Source organism: Klebsiella sp. P1927 (genome assembly GCF_018204675.1).
GTDB lineage: Bacteria > Pseudomonadota > Gammaproteobacteria > Enterobacterales > Enterobacteriaceae > Klebsiella > Klebsiella pneumoniae.
In genome coordinates, this window is the sequence record NZ_CP073377.1 from 1,270,121 (window position 1) to 1,291,902 (window position 21,782).

The window sequence follows — 21,782 nt, forward strand, 5'->3', positions numbered from 1 at the left end:
ACAGCAAGGGCCACGGAGGCTGATATGTTAAGTATTTTTAAACCCGCCGCGCATAAAGCGCGTTTGCCAGCAGCGGAGATTGACCCGCTATATCGCCGATTACGCTGGCAGATTTTTATTGGCATCTTTTTTGGTTATGCCGCCTACTATTTGGTTCGTAAGAACTTTGCCCTGGCGATGCCTTATCTTATCGAGCAGGGGTTCTCTCGTGGCGACCTCGGCTTCGCCCTTTCCGGTATCTCCATCGCCTATGGATTTTCGAAATTCATCATGGGATCGGTCTCTGACCGCTCGAATCCGCGCATTTTCCTGCCGGCTGGCTTGATCCTAGCCGCGCTGGTGATGCTGGTGATGGGCTTCGTGCCGTGGGCGACGTCCAGCATCATGATAATGTTCGTGCTGCTGTTCCTCTGCGGCTGGTTCCAGGGGATGGGCTGGCCGCCGTGCGGCCGGACCATGGTGCACTGGTGGTCGCAGAAAGAGCGCGGTGGGATTGTCTCGGTGTGGAACTGCGCGCATAACGTCGGCGGCGGCATTCCGCCGCTGCTGTTCCTGTTAGGGATGGCGTGGTTTAACGACTGGCACGCGGCGCTGTATATGCCGGCATTCGGCGCCATTCTGCTGGCGATTTTCGCCTTTGCGATGATGCGCGACACCCCGCAGTCCTGCGGTCTGCCGCCGATTGAAGAATATAAAAACGACTACCCGGACGATTACAGCGAAAAGCACGAAGAAGAGCTGACGGCGAAGCAGATCTTTATGCAATACATTCTGCCGAACAAGCTGCTGTGGTACATCGCTATCGCTAACGTCTTCGTTTATCTGCTGCGCTACGGCATTCTCGACTGGTCGCCGACCTACCTGAAAGAAGTTAAACACTTCGCGCTGGATAAATCCTCCTGGGCCTATTTCCTGTACGAGTACGCGGGGATCCCGGGCACGCTGCTGTGCGGCTGGATGTCGGACAAAGTGTTTAAAGGCAACCGCGGCGCCACCGGCGTGTTCTTTATGACCCTGGTGACCATCGCCACTGTCGTTTACTGGCTGAACCCGCCGGGTAATCCGGGCGTCGATATGGCCTGTATGATCATCATTGGCTTCCTGATCTACGGCCCGGTGATGCTGATTGGTCTGCATGCCCTCGAGCTGGCGCCGAAAAAAGCCGCCGGGACCGCCGCGGGCTTCACCGGCCTGTTCGGCTATCTTGGCGGTTCCGTGGCCGCGAGCGCTATCGTCGGCTACACCGTCGATTTCTTCGGCTGGGACGGCGGCTTTATGGTGATGATCGGCGGCAGCGTGCTGGCGGTTATCCTGCTGGTTATCGTGATGCTCGGTGAACGTCGCCATCACCAACAGCTGAAACAAGCCTAAGGAGCGGCGATGAAAATGAAACTTACCGCGCTGATGAGCGGAATGATTCTGTCCAGTTCGGCGCTGTGCTTCAGCGCGACAGCGGCTGATAAAATGGTCATCGCCCACCGCGGCGCCAGCGGGTATCTGCCGGAACATACCCTGCCGGCGAAAGCGATGGCTTACGCTCAGGGGGCGGATTACCTTGAGCAAGACCTGGTGATGACCAAAGACGACCGGCTGGTGGTGTTACACGACCACTATCTCGATCGGGTGACTGACGTTGCGCAGCGTTTCCCGCAGCGGGCGCGTAAAGATGGCCGTTTCTACGCCATCGACTTTACCCTGGACGAGATTAAGTCGCTGAAGTTCACCGAAGGTTTTGAGCCGAAAAATGGTAAGAACGTGCAAACCTATCCCGGGCGATTCCCGATGGGCAAATCCGATTTCCGTATTCATACCTTTGAAGAGGAGATTGAGTTTGTCCAGGGGCTGAATCATTCCACCGGCAAAAACATCGGTATCTACCCGGAAATCAAAGCGCCGTGGTTCCACCACCAGGAAGGCAAAGATATTGCCGCCAGCACATTGAAGGTGCTGAAGGAATATGGCTATACCAGCAAGCAGGATAAGGTTTATCTGCAGTGCTTTGACGCCAACGAGCTCAAACGCATTAAAAATGAGCTGGAGCCGAAGATGGGGATGGATCTCAATCTGGTGCAGCTCATCGCCTATACCGACTGGAATGAAACCCAGCAGAAACAGGCCGATGGTAAGTGGGTGAACTACAGCTATGACTGGATGTTCAAGCCAGGGGCGATGGCGCAGATTGCGCAGTACGCGGACGGCATCGGCCCGGATTACCATATGCTGGTAGCGGAAGGCTCGAAGCCGGGGGCGGTGAAGCTGACGGCGATGGTGAAAGAGGCGCATGCCAGCCATCTGCAGGTGCATCCGTACACCGTGCGCGCGGATCAGTTGCCGGAGTACGCGACTAACGTTAATCAGCTCTATGACGTACTGTATAACCAGGCGGGCGTCGACGGCTTATTTACCGATTTCCCGGATAAAGCGGTGCAGTTCCTGGACGCGAAACGCTAAAAAGCCGGGTGGCGGCTACGCCTTACCCGGCGTACGAACTGCGGTTTTGTTGACACTGTTCTCGGCGTGCAACGATTTCGACCCGGGAATAACGTTTGTTCTATGTTATTTCCTGGAAGATTGCGCTCCCGATATTTCTTCTGCGTTATGCCTTTCATAGCGCAGGGAGCGCACAGGGGGAGGCCAGTCGCCGCCTCCCCCTGTACCCCCGGGCTCCGGCCAGCAAAATCGCCGCTGCGCGGTCCCTTCGACTTATCCCTGCAGGCTTCGGGTCGGGCCGAGGTAGCGTCCATGCAAAACACGGCCCTCAGCCCGCATCCATGCGGGCTGCCCCGGCCTTCCGGGAACGTCTCAGCGATTTTGAGGCCGTCAACACCGGCAGTTTCAGCAGCCCAGGGCGGCAGTGCGTAAACGGCCGGTCCTGGAACAGTAGGTCAGGTAAGCGTAGCGCCACCTGACAAGACTACATCTCGATCTCAATATCGCCTTTCGCCCGGCAGCAGCAGGGCAAAATTTCTCCTGGCTGGATAAAGGCCAGCGGCTCGGTCAGCCAGTCAACCTGGCCGGAGACCAGGCGCGTGCGGCAGGAGCCGCAGTAGCCTTCGCGGCACTGATATTCGACGTCGATATTATGCGACTCCAGCGCCGCCAGCAGGGAAGGGTGTTCATCCTGACACTCAAGGCGAGTGTCAGAGATTTTCAGGAAGATCCGCTTCATTACAGCTGGAAGTTACTCAGATCGTCGGCATCGACTTCAGAATCGATCTGGCCGACGAGATAAGAACTGACTTCCACTTCCTGCGGCGCCACCTGAACGTTGTCGGAGACCAGCCAGGTGTTGATCCATGGGATCGGGTTGGAGCGGGTCTGGAACGGCAGATCGAGGCCCACCGCCTGCATGCGGATATTGGTGATGTACTCGACGTACTGGCAGAGAATATCTTTATTCAGGCCGATCATCGAGCCGTCGCGGAACAGGTAGTCCGCCCACTCTTTCTCCTGCTGCGCCGCCAGCACGAACAGGTCATAGCACTCCTGCTTGCACTCTTCGGCGATTTCCGCCATTTCCGGATCGTCGCTGCCGGAGCGCAGCAGGTTCAGCATATGCTGGGTGCCGGTCAGGTGCAGCGCTTCATCGCGGGCGATCAGGCGGATAATTTTGGCGTTGCCTTCCATCAGTTTGCGTTCGGCAAAGGCGAAGGAGCAGGCGAAGCTGACGTAGAAGCGGATCGCTTCCAGGGCATTAACGCTCATCAGGCACAGATAGAGTTTCTTTTTCAGCTCGCGCAGATTCACGGTCACGGTTTTGCCGTTGACGGTGTGGGTGCCTTCGCCCAGCAGATGCCAGTAGCTGGTCATCTCGATCAGCGAATCGTAATAGTGAGAGATGCCTTCCGCACGTTTCTGGATCTGCTCGTTGGTGACGATGTCGTCGAACACGGTCGCCGGGTCGTTGACGATGTTGCGGATGATGTGAGTGTACGAACGCGAGTGAATGGTTTCGGAGAAGGCCCAGGTTTCTACCCAGGTCTCCAGCTCCGGGATGGAGATCAGCGGCAGCAACGCCACATTCGGGCTACGGCCCTGGATGGAGTCGAGCAGCGTCTGGTACTTCAGGTTGCTGATGAAAATATGTTTTTCGTGTTCCGGTAGCGCCTGGTAGTCGATGCGATCGCGGGAAACGTCAACCTCTTCCGGGCGCCAGAAGAAGGAGAGCTGCTTTTCAATCAGCTTTTCAAAGATGTCGTATTTTTGCTGATCGTAGCGGGCCACGTTAACCGGCTGGCCAAAAAACATAGGTTCCAGCAGCTGATCGTTTTTCGTCTGTGAAAAAGTGGTGTATGCCATTGAAGTAAGTCCTGTTGAACTGTATTGCCCGGCAGGAATGGGTTGGCCGGGCCTACACAAACGTAGGCCGGGTAAGCGTAGCGTTACCCGGCAAAAATACCTTAGATCTTACAAGCGCCGCTTTCGCAGCCGTCGTCCTGAATGGACGGGGCCAGGTCATCCTGAGCGTCTTCAGCGCCATCACGGGTATTGTGATAGTACAGCGTTTTGACGCCGAATTTATAGGCGTTGAGCAGGTCTTTGAGCAACTGCTGCATCGGCACTTTTCCGGACGGGAAGCGCGTCGGATCGTAGTTAGTGTTGGCAGAGATCGACTGGTCGATAAACTTCTGCATGATACCCACCAGCTGCAGATAACCGTCGTTGTTCGGCATCTCCCACAGCAGCTCGTAGGCGTTCTGCAGGTTTTCGTAATCCGGCACCACCTGGCGCAGGATACCGTCCTTGGACGCTTTGATACTCACGTGGCCGCGCGGCGGCTCAATGCCGTTGGTGGCGTTGGAGATCTGCGACGAGGTCTCGGACGGCATCAGCGCGGAGAGCGTGGAGTTGCGCAGGCCGTGGGTTTTAATGGATTCGCGCAATGCTTCCCAGTCGTAGTGCAGGGGTTCGCTGACGATGCCGTCCAGATCTTTCTTATAGGTATCGATCGGCAGGATGCCCTGCGCATAGGTGGTTTCGTTGAACCACGGGCAGGCGCCTTGCTCGATAGCCAGCTCGTTAGAGGCCTTCAGCAGATAGAACTGAATCGCTTCGAACGTTTTGTGCGTCAGGTTGTTGGCGCTGCCGTCGGAGTAGCGTTTGCCATGCTTCGCCAGATAGTAAGCGAAGTTGATCACGCCGATACCCAGCGTACGACGCCCCATCGCACCGCGTTTAGCCGCCGGGATGGGGTAATCCTGATAGTCGAGCAGCGCATCCAGAGCACGCACCGCCAGCACCGCCAGCTCTTCCAGCTCGTCGAGGCTGTCGATAGCCCCGAGGTTGAAGGCCGACAGGGTGCACAGCGCGATTTCGCCGTTTTCGTCGTTGACATCTTCCAGCGGTTTGGTCGGCAGAGCAATCTCCAGGCACAGGTTAGACTGACGCACCGGGGCGACTACCGGATCGAACGGGCTGTGGGTGTTGCAGTGGTCGACGTTCTGGATATAGATGCGGCCGGTAGAGGCGCGCTCCTGCATCATCAGCGAGAACAGCTCAACGGCTTTAATACGCTGCTTACGAATGCTATCGTCCTGCTCGTACTGGGTGTACAGGCGCTCAAACTCGTCCTGATCGGCGAAGAAGGCGTCATACAGGCCCGGGACGTCGGAAGGGCTGAACAGGGTAATATCGCCGCCCTTCAGCAGACGGGTGTACATCAGCTTGTTGATCTGTACCCCGTAGTCCATGTGACGAACGCGGTTGGCGTCGGTACCACGGTTGTTTTTCAGCACCAGCAGGCTTTCCACTTCCAGATGCCACATTGGGTAGAAGAGGGTTGCCGCGCCGCCGCGCACGCCGCCCTGCGAGCAGGATTTCACCGCGGTCTGGAAATGCTTGTAGAACGGAATGCAGCCGGTGTGGAAGGCTTCGCCGCCGCGGATCGGGCTGCCCAGCGCGCGAATGCGCCCGGCGTTGATGCCGATGCCGGCGCGCTGGGAAACGTATTTCACAATCGCGCTGGAGGTGGCGTTGATGGAATCCAGGCTGTCGCCGCACTCGATCAGCACGCAGGAGCTGAACTGACGGGTTGGGGTACGCACGCCGGACATGATCGGCGTCGGCAGCGAGATTTTAAAGGTGGACACCGCGTCGTAGAAACGCTTGATATAGTCCAGACGCGTTTCGCGCGGATAGTTCGAGAACAGGCAAGCGGCGACCAGAATATAGAGGAACTGCGCGCTCTCATAAATTTCGCCGGTGACGCGGTTTTGTACCAGATACTTGCCTTCCAGCTGTTTAACGGCTGCGTAGGAGAAGTTCATGTCGCGCCAGTGATCGAGGAAACCGTCCATCTGCTGGAACTCTTCTTCCGTGTAGTCTTCCAGCAGATGATGATCGTATTTACCTTTCTCAACCATCTTCACCACGTGATCGTAGAGCGCCGGCGGCTCAAACTGACCGAAGGCTTTTTTACGCAAATGGAAAATCGCCAGACGCGCGGCGAGGTACTGGTAATCCGGTGCGTCGCGGGAGATCAGATCCGCAGCGGCTTTAATAATGGTTTCGTGGATGTCCGCGGTTTTGATGCCGTCATAGAACTGGATATGGGAGCGCAGCTCTACCTGGGAAATCGAAACGTTATTCAGTCCTTCTGCCGCCCAATCCAGTACGCGATGGATTTTGTCGAGATTGATGCGCTCGGTGGTCCCGTCGCGCTTTGTCACCAGCAGACTCTGATTCATGTGGATTTTACCTGTCCGTGAAAGAAAATATCCCCCGTTTATCCACAGAAGGCCGTTGTGACTAACTCTGTGGATAAATACTATATGTAGGGGGTTGTCGATAAAAGAAACGCTATATGGTGAGTATTTTAGTAAGGAATCTTTTGAGTACAAGGGTTGATTTTGACGTTAAATTGAGGTTGCGGAAGGGTAATAATCCGCAAGTCCACGTCGCATAAGGCCTGGAGAAGAAGTCAATAAAACAGAAAAAAAAATGAAAATTTGATCGAGTGCTGATTTCTTCATCGGAAGAAATAATCACGCGGCTTGATGCCGCGCAATCATCATAAGCGGAGGTGCTGACCTCAGTCCTGTTTGGCGGTGGTATGCAACATATAGTTAACATCAACCCCCGGCGCTAACTTGAAGGTATTGGTCAGCGGATTGTAATGCAGACCGATGATATGCTGCTCTTTCAGAGTAGTCTGATCTACCCAGCCCAGCAGCTCGGCCGGCTTGATAAACTTCTTCACATCATGAGTGCCTTTGGGCACCATCTTCATGACATATTCCGCCCCGACTACCGCCATCAGCCAGGCCTTGCCGTTGCGGTTGATGGTGGAGAAGAAGACCTGTCCGCCGGGCTTCACTAACCGCGCGCAGGCGTGCACCACCGACTGCGGGTCGGGGACGTGCTCCAGCATCTCCATGCAGGTCACAACGTCATACTGCTGGGGATGCTTCGCGGCATGTTCCTCAACTGTTTCCTGAACATAGTCTACCTGAATACCGCTCTCCAGGGCGTGCAGCCTGGCGACCTGCAGCGGTTCGGCCCCCATGTCCAGCCCGGTGACCGTCGCGCCTTCGCGCGCCATGCTCTCGGCGAGGATGCCGCCGCCGCAGCCGACATCGAGGACTTTTTTACCGAACAGGCCGCCGGAGCGTTCGGCAATATAGCCCAGCCGCAGCGGGTTGATGCGGTGGAGCGGTTTGAACTCGCCCTCCAGATCCCACCAGCGCGAGGCGACGGCTTCGAATTTGGCGATTTCAGCATGATCGACGTTAGGGGCTACCGACGTTTTTTCGGCATTCATGGGCGCTTTTACTCCTTTTCTGTTCAGACCTGCGAGTATATCAGCAGCGCGCCATGAATAAACCGTATTGCTTTACCTCTATTAGCGCGGCTGTGTTATAATTTGCGACCTTTGAATCCGGGATACAGTAGAGGGATAGCGGTTAGATGAGCGACCTTGCGAGAGAAATTACACCGGTCAACATTGAGGAAGAGCTTAAGAACTCTTATCTGGATTATGCGATGTCGGTCATTGTTGGCCGTGCGCTGCCGGATGTCCGAGATGGCCTGAAGCCGGTACACCGTCGCGTACTTTACGCCATGAACGTATTGGGCAATGACTGGAACAAAGCCTATAAAAAATCAGCCCGTGTCGTTGGTGACGTAATCGGTAAATACCACCCGCACGGCGACATCGCGGTATACGGCACCATCGTGCGTATGGCGCAGCCGTTCTCGCTGCGTTACATGCTGGTGGACGGCCAGGGTAACTTTGGTTCCATCGACGGCGACTCCGCCGCGGCGATGCGTTATACCGAAATTCGTCTGGCGAAAATCGCTCATGAGCTGATGGCCGATCTTGAAAAAGAGACGGTCGATTTCGTCGACAACTATGACGGTACGGAGCGTATTCCGGACGTCATGCCGACCAAAATTCCTAACCTGCTGGTGAACGGCGCCTCCGGGATCGCCGTAGGGATGGCCACCAACATACCGCCACATAACCTGACGGAAGTGATTAACGGCTGTCTGGCGTATGTTGACGATGAAGACATCAGCATTGAAGGGCTGATGGCGCATATTCCTGGCCCTGATTTCCCGACCGCCGCCATTATCAATGGCCGTCGCGGCATCGAAGAGGCCTATCGCACCGGTCGCGGTAAAGTGTACATCCGCGCGCGCGCGGAAGTGGAAGTGGACGCGAAATCCGGCCGCGAAACCATCATCGTGCACGAAATTCCGTATCAGGTGAACAAAGCGCGCCTGATCGAGAAAATCGCCGAGCTGGTCAAAGAAAAACGCGTGGAAGGCATCAGCGCGCTGCGTGACGAGTCTGATAAAGACGGGATGCGCATCGTGATTGAAGTGAAGCGCGATGCGGTAGGGGAAGTGGTGCTTAACAACCTCTATTCCCAGACCCAGCTGCAGGTCTCCTTCGGCATCAACATGGTAGCTCTGCACCATGGTCAGCCGAAGATCATGAACCTGAAGGACATTATCGCCGCGTTTGTACGCCACCGCCGTGAAGTGGTGACCCGTCGTACGATTTTCGAACTGCGCAAAGCGCGCGACCGGGCGCATATCCTCGAAGCGCTGGCCGTTGCGCTGGCCAATATCGACCCGATTATCGAACTGATCCGTCGCGCGCCGACCCCGGCAGAAGCGAAAACGGCGCTGGTTGCCCAGGCGTGGGATCTCGGTAACGTCGCGGCGATGCTGGAGCGCGCCGGGGATGACGCCGCGCGTCCGGAATGGCTGGAGCCAGAGTTCGGCGTGCGCGACGGTAAATACTATCTGACCGAGCAGCAGGCTCAGGCGATTCTGGATCTGCGTCTGCAGAAACTGACCGGCCTTGAGCATGAAAAACTGCTCGACGAATATAAAGAGCTGCTGGAGCAGATCGCGGAGCTGCTGCACATTCTCGGCAGCGCCGACCGTCTGATGGAAGTGATTCGCGAAGAGCTGGAGCTGATCCGCGATCAGTTCGGCGACGAACGTCGTACCGAAATCACCGCCAACAGCGCTGATATTAACATCGAAGATCTGATCAACCAGGAAGATGTGGTGGTCACCCTGTCGCATCAGGGGTATGTGAAGTATCAGCCGCTGACCGACTACGAAGCACAGCGTCGTGGCGGTAAAGGCAAATCGGCAGCGCGCATTAAAGAAGAAGACTTTATCGACCGCCTGCTGGTGGCTAACACCCATGACACCATCCTCTGCTTCTCAAGCCGCGGCCGTCTGTACTGGATGAAGGTCTATCAGCTGCCGGAAGCCAGCCGCGGCGCGCGCGGTCGACCGATCGTCAACCTGCTGCCGCTGGAAGCCGATGAGCGCATCACCGCCATCCTGCCGGTCCGCGAGTACGAAGAGGGCGTCAACGTCTTTATGGCGACCGCCAGCGGTACCGTGAAGAAAACCGCGCTGACCGAGTTCAGCCGTCCGCGTTCCGCCGGTATCATCGCGGTCAACCTGAACGAAGGCGATGAGCTGATCGGCGTCGATCTGACCTCTGGTCAGGATGAAGTGATGCTGTTCTCCGCGGCCGGTAAGGTTGTACGCTTCAAGGAAGACGCCGTTCGCGCCATGGGCCGTACCGCCACCGGCGTACGCGGTATTAAGCTTGCGGAAAACGACAGCGTCGTCTCGCTGATTATTCCACGCGGCGAAGGCGCGATCCTGACGGTGACGCAAAACGGTTACGGTAAACGTACCGCGGCGGCGGAGTATCCGACCAAGTCGCGTGCCACCCAGGGCGTTATTTCGATCAAAGTCACCGAGCGTAACGGTTCCGTGGTCGGCGCCGTGCAGGTGGATGACTGCGATCAGATCATGATGATCACCGACGCCGGGACGCTGGTGCGTACCCGCGTTTCCGAAGTGAGCATCGTGGGCCGTAACACCCAGGGCGTGATCCTCATCCGCACCGCGGAAGATGAAAACGTGGTGGGTCTGCAGCGCGTGGCTGAGCCGGTGGATGATGAAGAGCTGGATGCCATCGATGGTAGCGCGGCGGAAGGCGATGACGATATCGCCCCGGAAGCGGATACCGATGACGACATCGCCGAAGACGAAGAATAATCGTCCGAGGTAAATGTTCTGGAAGGGCCGGGTATTTTCCCGGCCCTTTTTGCATTAACATTGCGGCAAAGCCGGTTTACCGCTACCTTAACCGCATTCTGTTGAGTCCCTGACGGCCGAGCATCGCCACATTGAAATATCTTGCCTCTTTTCATACAACCCTGAAGGTTTCACGTTATCTGTTCAGAGCGCTGGCGGTATTGCTGTGGCTGCTTATTGCGTTTGTCTCTGTGTTTTATATCGTCAACGCGCTGCACGAGCGGGAAGCCGAAATCCATCAGGAGCTTAATCTCAACGCCGATCAGGCCCAGCGCTATATCCAGCGTACCGCGGATGTAATGAAAGAGCTGAAGTATGTCGCCGGTAATCGCTTGTCGGCAGGGGACGCGGTAGCGCAAGGGCAAAACGGCGATATGGCGGTGCCCAACTTTGAACCCCTGTACCCCGATTCCGACTGCAGCGCGATGAGCGCCACCTGGCGTAATTCGCTGCAGTCGCTGGCATGGTTTATGCGCTACTGGCGGGATAATTTTACTGCCGCCTACGACCTTAACCGCATCTTTCTCATCGGCAGCGATAACCTCTGCATGGCCAACTTTGGCCTGCGGGACGTGCCGATTGAGCGCGATCAGGCGCTGAAAGTCCTGCATCAGCGCATAGAGCAATATCGCAACGCGCCGCAAAATGAGCGCGGCAACAACCTGTTCTGGATAAGCCAGGGCGTTCGCCCCGGGGTGGGCTATTTTTACGCCCTGACGCCGGTCTATATGGCCAATCGCCTGCAGGCGATGCTAGGCGTGGAGCAGACCATCCGCATGGAAAGCTTCTTTACGCCGGGCAGTTTGCCGATGAGCGTGACGATCTTTGACGATAACGGCCAGCCGCTGATTTCGCTGGCCGGTGCGGAAGGTAAAATCCAGAGCGAAGCGAAGTGGATGCAGGAGCGGATGTGGTTTGGCTACAGTTCGGGTTTCCGCGAGCTGGTGCTGAAAAAAAGCCTCTCGCCGTCCTCCCTGAGCATCGTCTATTCCGTCTCGGTAGATCAGGTGCTGGAGCGGATCCGTATGCTGATCATCAATGCTATCGTTCTTAATATCCTCAGCGGCGCGATGCTGTTCGCGCTGGCGCGGATGTATGAGCGGCGCATTTTTATCCCCGCGGAGAATGACGCCCAGCGCCTGGAAGAGCACGAGCAGTTCAACCGCAAAATTGTGGCTTCTGCCCCGGTAGGGATCTGTATTCTGCGCACTGCCGACGGGACCAATATTCTCAGTAATGAACTGGCGCACAACTACCTGAACATGCTGACCCACGAGGACCGCCAGCGGCTGACGCAGATCATCTGCGGCCAGCAGGTCAATTTTGTCGACGTGCTGACCAGCAACCATACCAACCTGCAGATTAGCTTTGTTCATTCACGCTATCGCAATGAAAACGTCGCCATTTGCGTGCTGGTGGACGTTTCCGCCCGCGTGAAAATGGAGGAGTCGCTGCAGGAGATGGCCCAGGCGGCGGAGCAGGCCAGCCAGTCGAAATCGATGTTCCTGGCGACCGTTAGCCATGAGCTGCGTACCCCGCTGTATGGCATCATCGGTAACCTCGATCTGCTGCAGACCAAAGCGTTGCCGAAAGGCGTCGATCGCCTTGTGACGGCGATGAACAACTCCTCCAGCCTGCTGCTGAAAATCATCAGCGATATTCTTGATTTCTCGAAAATCGAGTCCGAGCAGTTGAAGATCGAGCCGCGGGAGTTCTCTCCGCGCGAAGTCATGAACCATATCTCCGCTAACTATCTGCCGTTGGTGGTGCGCAAGCAGCTGGGCCTGTACTGCTTTATCGAGCCGGACGTTCCGGAACAAATGTCCGGCGACCCGATGCGCCTGCAGCAGGTGATCTCAAATCTGCTCAGCAATGCGATAAAGTTCACCGATACCGGCTGTATTGTCCTGCACGTCCAGTGCGCGGGGGATTATCTGCAGATTAGCGTTCGCGACACTGGAGAGGGGATCCCGGCGAAAGAGGTATTGCGCCTCTTCGATCCTTTCTTCCAGGTGGGGACCGGCGTGCAGCGCAATTTTCAGGGCACCGGCCTTGGCCTGGCGATCTGTGAAAAACTGATCAGCATGATGGATGGCGATATTGCTGTCGAAACCGAGCCGGGGATGGGTAGCCGCTTTACCATCCGTATTCCTCTGTATGGCGTGCAGAATACCTCACCGGTGAGCAGAGACGGTTTCGCTGGCAAGACCTGCTGGCTGGCGATTCATAACACTTCGCTGGCGATGTTCGTCACCTCGCTGCTCAGCTACCACGGCCTGACGGTCCGCCGCCATGCCGGTGAAACGCCGGACGCCGAGGATGTCTTACTCACTGACGATGAGGCGCTGAGCGGATGGCAGGGAAGGGCCATGGTCATCTTCTGTCGCCGTCATATCGGTATTCCGCAGGAGCGGTCCGCCGGCGAATGGCTGCACAGCGTGACGACTCCCCACGAACTGCTGCCGCTGCTGGGGCGTATTTTCCATGTTGCGCTCGCGAGTGCGGAAAATAGCCCGGCGCTGATGGCCCCGGAGGCGCAGGCCGGCAATAACGACGACATGATGATCCTCGTGGTCGACGATCACCCGATCAACCGCCGCCTGCTGGCGGATCAGCTGGGTTCGCTCGGCTACCAGTGCGTGACCGCGAACGACGGGATCGACGCGCTCAACGTCCTCAGCAAGCAGCACATCGATATCGTGCTCAGCGACGTCAACATGCCTAATATGGATGGTTATCGCCTGACGCAGCGCATTCGTCAGCTTGGCCTGACGCTGCCGGTGATTGGCGTAACGGCCAATGCCCTGGCGGAAGAGAAGCAGCGCTGTCTGGAATCGGGGATGGACAGTTGTCTGTCCAAGCCGGTCACCCTCGACGTACTGAAGCAAACGCTGACGGTATATGCGGCGCGGGTGCGTAAAGGGCGGGAATAATGGGGAGCTCCGTCTCGCCGGGGCGAGACGGAGAGGGCGAAGAGATTACTCTTTGTCCGTCGCGCTCAGCGAGACGGAAGAGAGGTAGTTCAGCAAGGCGATGTCGTTTTCGACGCCCAGCTTCATCATCGCCGATTTCTTCTGGCTGCTGATGGTTTTAATGCTGCGATTAAGCTTTTTGGCGATCTCGGTTACCAGGAAACCTTCGGCGAACAGGCGCAGTACTTCGCTCTCTTTCGGCGACAGGCGTTTATCGCCATAGCCGCTGGCGCTGATTTTTTCCAGCAGGCGAGAGACGCTTTCCGGGGTGAATTTCTTCCCTTTCTGCAGCGCGGCCAGCGCTTTTGGCAGGTCGGTCGGCGCCCCCTGCTTGAGGACGATCCCTTCGATATCCAGATCCAGCACCGCGCTGAGGATCGCCGGATTGTTGTTCATGGTCAGAACAATGATCGACAGATCCGGGAAGTGGCGCTTGATGTATTTAATCAGCGTGATCCCGTCGCCGTATTTGTCACCGGGCATGGACAGATCGGTGATCAGCACATGGGCGTCCAGCTTCGGAAGATTGTTGATAAGGGCCGTGGAGTCTTCAAACTCGCCAACGACGTTCACCCACTCAATTTGCTCAAGTGACTTACGAATACCGAACAGTACGATCGGATGGTCATCGGCAATAATTACGTTCATAGTGTTCATGTATAAGGCTACCTTCTACAGCAAGCTCTTGACGTAAGCGTCAATGTCGCTGATATATTTTTCTATGCCTTGCGCATCCTTTTCGCGAATCAGATGCTCAAGCGTTTCACATAACTGCTTGCCGGGTATCAGATTAAGCATAGCAAATGCCCCTTTGAGGCGGTGGGCGGTTTGCGCCAGAGCAGCAAAATCGCCCGCTTCGATTTCAGTATACAATCTCTGAACATCATCCGGTACCGTATCGGCAAACAGTGCGTAATAGCCGCTGGCATGGAGTTCGGCGTTACTCTCGTTTCCTGAGGTGACGGGCTGAACCGCCTCCTCCGCCAGCTGCTGCTCAATAAGCTGCAGGATAGCCTCCTGCATCGCCGTGCTAATATTAAAGTTGACCCGCAGTTGGCCCGGGCCGATCTTGCGTATCCCGACCTCATCATCGCTTAAAAGCAAGCCTGAAGCAGTAAGATTAGACGGATTATCCGTTAAATAAAGATCAAAGGCTTGACTGGTCGCCCGATCGTCCGGTGTGATGCAGGACGCTCCCCAGCTCTCCAGCTGGCGAGTGACAATCCGCCGCACTTCGCTGGAAGTCACATCCAGCAGGACGATAACGTCATCCAGCAAATGCTCTCCCGCCTCTGGCGCCTCTTCGCTGGCCGGCATTTTCAGATGCAGGGTATAGCGCGTCCCCAGCGACTCCCGGGCTTTAATGGTCAATTGCCCGCCCAGCTTGCGCGTCATGCGGTCGCATAGCCAGAAGGTAAGGGCGTTTGCTTTGCCGTACAGGTCGCTCTGGGTCTCGTTGAGATACGGGAAGTGCATATTGTCGATCTCGTTTGCCGAGACGCCGTTGCCGGTATCCAGAATGCGGAAGGTCAGGCGATCGCTGGCCGACTCATCCTGACAGACGTCGAGGGTGATCTTGCCGATAGGCGTGGTGGTCACTGAATATTGGATTAACAGCACCAGCGTGCGCCGCAGAGCTTCACGGTCGCCATAGCGCTGCTCGCCGGCCGGGAGCGCATTGTTGATGAGCAGCTGCAGACCCTTGCGTTTCATCGCCGGCAGCACTTCCGGCACGACGTCGTCAATAAGCTCCTGCACCGAGAACAACGTCTGGTTGGTTTTCCAGGCATCGCTTTCCAGCAGATTGGCGAGCTGAATGTCATCGATGAGTTTGACCAGCTCATCGGCATGCTGGGCCAGCGTCCGATTCTCTGTACTACTGAGCGCCGCCGCCTCTGCCGCCAGCGTCAGCGCGGGCTGCTTCAGGGCGCTGCCGATGTGCTGCATAAAGGCGGCCCGTCCCTGCTGGTTTTTCTCATACAAGCGCTGGGCCTGCTTGAGCTTTTTATTGACCAGCACTTCGCGGTCCTGATCACGGATGATCAGGATCTGGGTGCGCGGCGCTACCTGGCTGCGATACTGGCGGATTTCATACTGCTCATTATTGACGGTGGCCTGAATTACCCCCTGATGCTGGTCCGCCATATTGGTGATGTTCTGCAGATTCAGGTGCGGAAGCAGATGGTCGGCAATTGGATTGCTGATAACCGTTCGGTTGGCTTCCTGATCGTGAACGAGCAGCCCCAGCGGCAGCAGAGAAACAATCTCTTCGTTAATGGCGCGCAGCAGACGCAGTTCGCTGTTGGCGGCGGAGGGGAGCCCGGCGCCAGACGAATGGCTGCGTCCTTTATAGTGGCGAAAGGTGGTAAAACCAAACAGCGCCAGCGCCAGCAGACCAATGTTGAGCAGCAGCGGCAGAAGAATGTTCTGCATGGACTCCAGCAGCATGGTGCTCATTGGTACCGTCCACAGCAACTGCATACCGGTGGTGCTGATGTCGGTGGCGATGTCAATCTGCATGCCGTTAAAGGTGATCCCGATATGATCGGCGCTCTCTTTATCCGGCGTGGTGGCGAGATTTTGCGACGGGTCAGGCTCGATACGGAAGCTGTCGATGGTCATGCCGGGCGGGATCAGATCGTTAATCGGCAGGTCGAAGGCGACCACCGTGGCAAGGTGTCCGGGCTGGTTGAAGGTGGTGCGTAACGTAAAATAGTGCGCGTTCTGCCAGGCGAGATGGCGCAGCGGCGAGAACGTCTCGCGCTCATCAAGGGTATTAGCCTGCAGCAGCATTTCCGCGCGCCGCGACTCCACGACGCTGCTGATCGTTGACTCTTTGAAGCTCGAAGAGAGGTCCTTCAACGGCAGGGTGGAGACCAGGATCAGACTATTGTCCAGGCCGTTGAGATAGTACATCGACCACGGAATGGTCTCCGCGCCCCACAAAATATCGAGATAATCGGACATTTTCTGCGTCATTTCGAGGGTGGAGCTGTCATGGGAGCCAAAGATCAGGGCTTCGGTTTTACGCCGGGGTTTCTCCAGGTAGTAAACGTCCTGTTTTAAACGCGTCTCCTGCAGACCGCCGCTTGCGGTGTTGACTGAGGTGGCGGCGATATTGTCGTAGATCTGCCAGGTGGCATAGCGCCAGGCGTCAATGCGCTGGTGCAGAGCGTGGGAGACATCAACCACCTGATAGCTTTTCTCCTTCAGCCAGGCATTGACGGCGCTTTGGATCATCACCCCCATTGTCGCCAGCAGGACAATAACCATCAAAATGAAGAAGCGGCTGATGTTGCCGGGGATCAGGGAGAATTTTTTCGGGGTCATCTTGTGGCTGAACGACTCATCATTGTTTGTAAACAGGATGTAGCGCCAGAGTAACTGGCAACAAAGCAGATGCTGCTGGCAGTATAAAGGCTAATGGCGTAAATCCATACTACAGATTGGCGCCAGCGGTGCGATGCCGCCCAGAAATTATCTTAGAAACGAAGCGTAAATGAAACCGCGCCGGGAAGGTTAACCGGCGACGATATTGACGGAAACAAAAGGGAAGAATCGCACGAAATAACAAGACATTGGCAGAATATGCACCACTGATGGCCTAATTGATTGATTAATAGTCGTTAGGGAATCATTAGCCTTAGCACAGATAAATTAAAGTTGTGTAAAGAAGGGTAAAAAAAACCGGATGCGAGGCATCCGGTTGAAATAGGGGTAAACAGACATTCAGAACTGAATGACGGTAATAAATAAAGTTAATGATGATAGCGACTCTTATTTTAGCCACCAATGATCATTTTGTTTTACCATTCAGTGCTATAGATATCTTGTCGACTATCACTTTGATTATAAAAGGTTAAATATTTTTTTTGATGATTAGTGCGTATTTCCCTGACCATTTTGCGGTGAAAAAAGTTCCGCTAAATTTACAAATTGAAACATCTTGTGGGAACTTTGAAACATCTTAGAAGTTTTAGTATCATATTCTTGTTGGATTATTCTGCATTTTGCAGCACAATGAAATAGCCGACTGATTAGAAGGGTAATCAGTAAGCAGTGGCATAATAAAAGGCATATAACAAACAGAGGGTTAATAACATGAAAGTTAAAGTACTGTCCCTCCTGGTACCGGCTCTGCTGGTAGCAGGCGCAGCAAATGCGGCTGAAATTTATAACAAAGACGGCAACAAATTAGACCTGTACGGTAAAATTGACGGTCTGCACTACTTCTCTGACGACAAGAGCGTCGACGGCGACCAGACCTACATGCGTGTAGGCGTGAAAGGCGAAACCCAGATCAACGACCAGCTGACCGGTTACGGCCAGTGGGAATACAACGTTCAGGCGAACAACACTGAAAGCTCCAGCGATCAGGCATGGACTCGTCTGGCATTCGCAGGCCTGAAATTTGGCGACGCGGGCTCTTTCGACTACGGTCGTAACTACGGCGTAGTATACGACGTAACGTCCTGGACCGACGTTCTGCCGGAATTCGGCGGCGACGGCGACACCTACGGTTCTGACAACTTCCTGCAGTCCCGTGCTAACGGCGTTGCAACCTACCGTAACTCTGATTTCTTCGGTCTGGTTGACGGCCTGAACTTTGCTCTGCAGTATCAGGGTAAAAACGGCAGCGTCAGCGGCGAAGGTACTTCTCCGACCAACAACGGTCGTGGCGCTCTGAAACAGAACGGTGACGGCTTCGGTACCTCTCTGACCTATGACATCTATGATGGCATCAGCGCTGGTTTCGCGTACTCGCACTCCAAACGTAACGGCGATCAGAATCGTTTGGATAAAGGCCGTGGCGACAACGCTGAAACCTACACCGGTGGTCTGAAATACGACGCCAACAACATTTACCTGGCGACTCAGTACACCCAGACTTACAACGCAACTCGTTTCAGCGGCAACGGAGAATCTGATTCTATTAGCGGTTTTGCTAACAAAGCACAGAACTTCGAAGTGGTTGCTCAGTACCAGTTCGACTTCGGTCTGCGTCCGTCCGTAGCTTACCTGCAGTCTAAAGGTAAGGACATCGAAGGTTACGGCGACCAGGACCTGCTGAAATATGTTGACGTTGGCGCGACCTACTACTTCAACAAAAACATGTCCACCTATGTTGACTACAAAATCAACCTGCTGGACGAAAACGATTTCACTCGTCGCGCTGGTATCTCTACCGACGACGTGGTTGCACTGGGCCTGGTTTACCAGTTCTAAGTTGCAAGCTGCATAACAAAAAGGCGCCTCTGGCGCCTTTTTTTATGTCCGGTTTAACCTCGCTGGTATACTCTTGTCGCCCTGGTAAGAGGAGCCTCGATTAATGGATATGACTTTCTTTCGCGCCGCGCTTCTGGGCGCCTGCGTTCTGCTCTCTGGCTGCGATTCAGCTACCACTCCTGCGACCCCCACCGCGACGGCCACCGTGCTGGATGGCAAAACGATGGGCACCTTCTGGCGGGTCAGCGTCATTGGCGTGGATGAGGCAAAGGCCCAGGCGTTGCGCGCCAAGGTTCAGGCCCAGCTGGACGCCGACGATCGCCTGCTGTCGACCTGGAAAAACGACTCAGCGCTGATGCGCTTCAATCATGCCGCCACTACCGAACCCTGGCCGGTGAGCGAAGCGATGGCGGATATCGTCACCCTGTCGCTGCGGATTGGCGCCAAAACGCACGGCGCGATGGATATTACCGTAGGGCCGCTGGTCAACCTGTGGGGCTTTGGCCCGGATAAACAGCCGGTCACCACCCCGGATGCGCAGGCGATCGCCGCGGCGAAAGCGCGCACCGGCCTGCAGCATCTACAGGTTATCAATCAGAGCGGCAGGCAGTTCCTGCAAAAAGATATTCCCGATCTGTTTGTCGACCTCTCCACCGTGGGGGAAGGCTATGCCGCCGACCACCTCGCGCGGTTGATGGAGCAGGAGGGGATCTCCCGCTATCTGGTGTCGGTGGGCGGGGCGCTGGTCAGCCGCGGGATGAACGGCGAAGGCAAGCCCTGGCGGGTAGCGATCCAGAAACCGACCGACCGCGAAAACGCCGTTCAGGCGATTGTCGACATCAATGGTCACGGCATCAGCACCTCCGGCAGCTATCGCAACTACTATGAACTCGATGGCAAACGCATCTCGCACGTTATCGATCCGCAGACCGGGCAGCCGATAACCCATAAGCTGGTCTCCGTGACCGTCATTGCGCCAACGGCGCTGGAGGCGGACGGCTGGGATACCGGACTGATGGTGCTGGGGCCGGAAAAAGCGCAGCAGGTGGTGCGCGAGGAGGGGCTGGCGGTCTACATGATCGTTAAAGAAGGAGAGGGTTTTAAAACCTGGATGTCGCCGCAGTTCCGCACTTTCCTTGTCAGCGAGAAAAATTAAAAAGCAAGATTGCGGGTTTTTTACTGCGGGCTTTACCACAGACTGAGCGTACACTTACAGCTGGAGACCCGTCATGAAACCGATAGTTGCCGATACCGATGATCGCCGCTGGCAGGCGGTCTGCGAACGTGATACCCGGGCCGATGGTCAGTTCGTCTTTGCGGTACTGACCACCGGCATCTGCTGTCGTCCCTCCTGCCGCTCGCGGCGCGCGCGGCGGGAAAACGTACGCTTTTTTGCCGACGTCGCCGCCGCCGTGGCGGCGGGATTCCGCCCCTGCAAACGCTGCCAACCGGATAAAGACTACCCGCAGCAGCAAAGGGTCGACAAAGTGGCGCAGGCCTGTCGGCTGCTGGAGCAGGACGCGCCCCTGACCCTCGAGGCGCTGGCAGGCCAGCTGGCGATGAGCCCGTTTCATTTTCACCGTTTATTTAAATCCGTCACCGGCATGACCCCTAAAGCCTGGCAACAAGCGTGGCGGTCGCAGCGCCTGCGGGAAGCGCTGGAGCAGGGGATACCGGTGACCCGCGCCGCGCTGGCGGCTGGTTTTCCCGACAGCAGCAGCTATTATCGCCAGGCCGACGCAGCGTTAGGGATGACCGCCAGCCAGTTTCGCCGCGGCGGCGCCGCCACCGTGGTAACCTGGACCACGGGCGACTGCGCGCTGGGTCGTTGCCTGGTGGCGCAGAGCGAGCGCGGCGTCTGCGCGGTGCTGCCGGGTGATAACGATGCGGCATTGCTCGACGACCTGCGCCGGCGCTTTCCCAATGCCGAGCTGCGTGAAGGCGACCCCGATTTTTGTCAGCAGATGGCCGAGATTTTCGCCCACCTCGACGACAGCCGGCGGCCGGTATCGCTGCCGCTGGATCTGCAGGGCACCGCGTTTCAGCTGCAGGTCTGGCAGGCGCTGCGGCAGATCCCGGCGGGTGAGACCCGCAGCTACCGCCAGGTGGCAGAGCATATTGGCCAGCCGCGGGCGGTAAGAGCCGTGGCCGGCGCCTGCGCGGCGAATTCGCTGGCGGTGATTGTTCCCTGCCACCGGGTGGTGCGTGAAGATGGCGCCCTGTCCGGTTATCGCTGGGGAACGGCGCGAAAAGCGCAGCTGCTGGCGCGCGAGGCCCAATATGAGGAGGAGTAATGCTCGATCTGTTTAGCGATACCCCACCGTGGCAGGAGCCGCTGGCCCCCGGCGCGGTGGTGCTGCGGCGATTTGCCCGCGAACGCGCCCCGGCGCTGCTGCAGGCGATAGCCGACGTCGCCAGTCAGTCGCCGTTTCGCCAGATGGTCACGCCGGGCGGGTACACCATGTCGGTCGCCATGACCAACTGCGGCGCGCTGGGCTGGACTACCGATCGCCACGGCTATTTGTACGCCCCGGTCGACCCGGTAACCGATCAAACCTGGCCGCCGATGCCTGCCGTATTTCATGAACTGGCGCTGGCGGCGGCCGCCGCCGGCGGCTACCCGGAGTTTTCCCCCGACGCCTGTTTGATTAACCGCTATTGTCCTGGCGCAAAACTGTCGTTGCATCAGGATAAAGATGAACAGGATCTGCGGGCGCCGATTGTCTCGGTCTCGCTGGGCTTGCCGGCTATCTTTCAGTTTGGCGGCTTGCAACGCAGCGACCCGCTGCAGCGGCTGCTGCTGGAGCATGGCGATGTGGTGGTCTGGGGCGGCGAGTCGCGCCTGTTTTATCATGGCATTCAGCCGCTGAAAGCGGGGCATCATCCGGAAACGGGCGACTGTCGTTACAATCTCACCTTCCGACAGGCGGGCGGTCGCCAGTATTAAAATAAGAATTATTCTTGATGTCATCGGCGAGCCGTTTAAACTGCTGGCTGTTTTGCTTT

14 protein-coding genes are annotated in these 21,782 nt (G+C 56.6%); 8 read left to right on the forward strand and 6 right to left on the reverse strand.

From position 1 onward, the window contains the following. Positions 1-24 precede the first annotated feature (24 nt). Positions 25-1,371 (forward strand): glycerol-3-phosphate transporter, encoded by a 1,347-nt coding sequence (gene glpT / locus KB892_RS06540; protein ID WP_002913019.1) that lies wholly within the window; start codon positions 25-27, stop codon positions 1,369-1,371. Positions 1,372-1,380: 9 nt separating this feature from the next. Beyond that, positions 1,381-2,451 (forward strand): glycerophosphodiester phosphodiesterase, encoded by a 1,071-nt coding sequence (gene glpQ, locus KB892_RS06545; protein ID WP_004214637.1) that lies wholly within the window; start codon positions 1,381-1,383, stop codon positions 2,449-2,451. 463 nt (positions 2,452-2,914) lie between these two features. On the opposite strand, the gene yfaE is transcribed toward glpQ, so the two are convergent. From yfaE to ubiG, 4 genes are all read right to left on the reverse strand, one after another. Then, entirely contained in the window at positions 2,915-3,169 is a 255-nt protein-coding gene (gene yfaE, locus KB892_RS06550) for a class I ribonucleotide reductase maintenance protein YfaE (protein WP_002913017.1), read from the reverse strand. Next, the gene (nrdB, locus tag KB892_RS06555) at positions 3,169-4,299 is read right to left on the reverse strand and encodes a class Ia ribonucleoside-diphosphate reductase subunit beta (protein WP_004140835.1); all 1,131 of its coding nucleotides are present in this window, start codon (positions 4,297-4,299) and stop codon (positions 3,169-3,171) included. Before nrdB ends, yfaE begins: the two co-directional genes overlap by 1 nt. A 101-nt stretch (positions 4,300-4,400) precedes the next feature. Beyond that, a complete protein-coding gene (nrdA, locus tag KB892_RS06560) occupies positions 4,401-6,686 on the reverse strand; it encodes a class 1a ribonucleoside-diphosphate reductase subunit alpha (protein WP_062955004.1) in 2,286 nt (761 codons plus the stop codon). Between the two features lie 344 nt (positions 6,687-7,030). After that, positions 7,031-7,759 carry a bifunctional 2-polyprenyl-6-hydroxyphenol methylase/3-demethylubiquinol 3-O-methyltransferase UbiG gene (ubiG, locus tag KB892_RS06565; RefSeq protein ID WP_002913014.1) on the reverse strand — a complete coding sequence of 243 codons (729 nt, stop codon included), beginning with the start codon at positions 7,757-7,759 and terminating at the stop codon, positions 7,031-7,033. 146 nt (positions 7,760-7,905) lie between these two features. On the opposite strand from ubiG, the gene gyrA reads away from it, so the two are divergent. Together gyrA and rcsC are read left to right on the forward strand one after the other, a co-directional pair. Beyond that, on the forward strand, positions 7,906-10,539 hold the full coding sequence (gene gyrA / locus KB892_RS06570; RefSeq protein WP_022644761.1) for a DNA topoisomerase (ATP-hydrolyzing) subunit A: 2,634 nt from the start codon (positions 7,906-7,908) through the stop codon (positions 10,537-10,539). Positions 10,540-10,670: 131 nt separating this feature from the next. After that, entirely contained in the window at positions 10,671-13,511 is a 2,841-nt protein-coding gene (gene rcsC / locus KB892_RS06575; RefSeq protein ID WP_002913009.1) for a two-component system sensor histidine kinase RcsC, read from the forward strand. Positions 13,512-13,556: 45 nt separating this feature from the next. On the opposite strand, the gene rcsB is transcribed toward rcsC, so the two are convergent. Next, a complete protein-coding gene (rcsB, locus tag KB892_RS06580) occupies positions 13,557-14,207 on the reverse strand; it encodes a response regulator transcription factor RcsB (protein ID WP_002913007.1) in 651 nt (216 codons plus the stop codon). Positions 14,208-14,222: 15 nt separating this feature from the next. Further along, positions 14,223-16,880: a phosphotransferase RcsD gene (rcsD, locus tag KB892_RS06585; protein WP_002913006.1), complete on the reverse strand. Its 2,658-nt coding sequence runs from the start codon at positions 16,878-16,880 to the stop codon at positions 14,223-14,225. Positions 16,881-17,651: 771 nt separating this feature from the next. Between rcsD and ompK36 the strand changes: the two genes are divergently transcribed. The 4 genes from ompK36 to alkB all read left to right on the forward strand — a co-directional run bounded on the left by ompK36 (position 17,652) and on the right by alkB (position 21,723). Beyond that, positions 17,652-18,776: a porin OmpK36 gene (gene ompK36 / locus KB892_RS06590; RefSeq protein WP_062955002.1), complete on the forward strand. Its 1,125-nt coding sequence runs from the start codon at positions 17,652-17,654 to the stop codon at positions 18,774-18,776. A gap of 103 nt (positions 18,777-18,879) precedes the next feature. Next, a complete protein-coding gene (gene apbE, locus KB892_RS06595) occupies positions 18,880-19,932 on the forward strand; it encodes an FAD:protein FMN transferase ApbE (RefSeq protein WP_062954994.1) in 1,053 nt (350 codons plus the stop codon). A 73-nt stretch (positions 19,933-20,005) separates the two neighbouring features. Further along, on the forward strand, positions 20,006-21,070 hold the full coding sequence (gene ada / locus KB892_RS06600) for a bifunctional DNA-binding transcriptional regulator/O6-methylguanine-DNA methyltransferase Ada (protein WP_062954992.1): 1,065 nt from the start codon (positions 20,006-20,008) through the stop codon (positions 21,068-21,070). Continuing rightward, positions 21,070-21,723, forward strand: a complete 654-nt coding sequence (gene alkB / locus KB892_RS06605; protein ID WP_004140817.1) for a DNA oxidative demethylase AlkB — start codon at positions 21,070-21,072, stop codon at positions 21,721-21,723. The genes ada and alkB overlap by 1 nt, the downstream gene beginning before the upstream one ends. Positions 21,724-21,782: the final 59 nt, after the last annotated feature.

What these genes read in the sequence shown, in the direction of transcription:
- glpT (WP_002913019.1), top strand. Translation starts at nt 25, where the DNA reads ATGTTAAGTATTTTTAAACCCGCCGCGCATAAAGCGCGTTTGCCAGCA.
- glpQ (WP_004214637.1), top strand. Translation starts at nt 1,381, where the DNA reads ATGAAAATGAAACTTACCGCGCTGATGAGCGGAATGATTCTGTCCAGT.
- yfaE (WP_002913017.1), bottom strand. Translation starts at nt 3,169, where the DNA reads ATGAAGCGGATCTTCCTGAAAATCTCTGACACTCGCCTTGAGTGTCAG.
- nrdB (WP_004140835.1), bottom strand. Translation starts at nt 4,299, where the DNA reads ATGGCATACACCACTTTTTCACAGACGAAAAACGATCAGCTGCTGGAA.
- nrdA (WP_062955004.1), bottom strand. Translation starts at nt 6,686, where the DNA reads ATGAATCAGAGTCTGCTGGTGACAAAGCGCGACGGGACCACCGAGCGC.
- ubiG (WP_002913014.1), bottom strand. Translation starts at nt 7,759, where the DNA reads ATGAATGCCGAAAAAACGTCGGTAGCCCCTAACGTCGATCATGCTGAA.
- gyrA (WP_022644761.1), top strand. Translation starts at nt 7,906, where the DNA reads ATGAGCGACCTTGCGAGAGAAATTACACCGGTCAACATTGAGGAAGAG.
- rcsB (WP_002913007.1), bottom strand. Translation starts at nt 14,207, where the DNA reads ATGAACACTATGAACGTAATTATTGCCGATGACCATCCGATCGTACTG.
- rcsD (WP_002913006.1), bottom strand. Translation starts at nt 16,880, where the DNA reads ATGACCCCGAAAAAATTCTCCCTGATCCCCGGCAACATCAGCCGCTTC.
- ompK36 (WP_062955002.1), top strand. Translation starts at nt 17,652, where the DNA reads ATGAAAGTTAAAGTACTGTCCCTCCTGGTACCGGCTCTGCTGGTAGCA.
- apbE (WP_062954994.1), top strand. Translation starts at nt 18,880, where the DNA reads ATGGATATGACTTTCTTTCGCGCCGCGCTTCTGGGCGCCTGCGTTCTG.
- ada (WP_062954992.1), top strand. Translation starts at nt 20,006, where the DNA reads ATGAAACCGATAGTTGCCGATACCGATGATCGCCGCTGGCAGGCGGTC.
- alkB (WP_004140817.1), top strand. Translation starts at nt 21,070, where the DNA reads ATGCTCGATCTGTTTAGCGATACCCCACCGTGGCAGGAGCCGCTGGCC.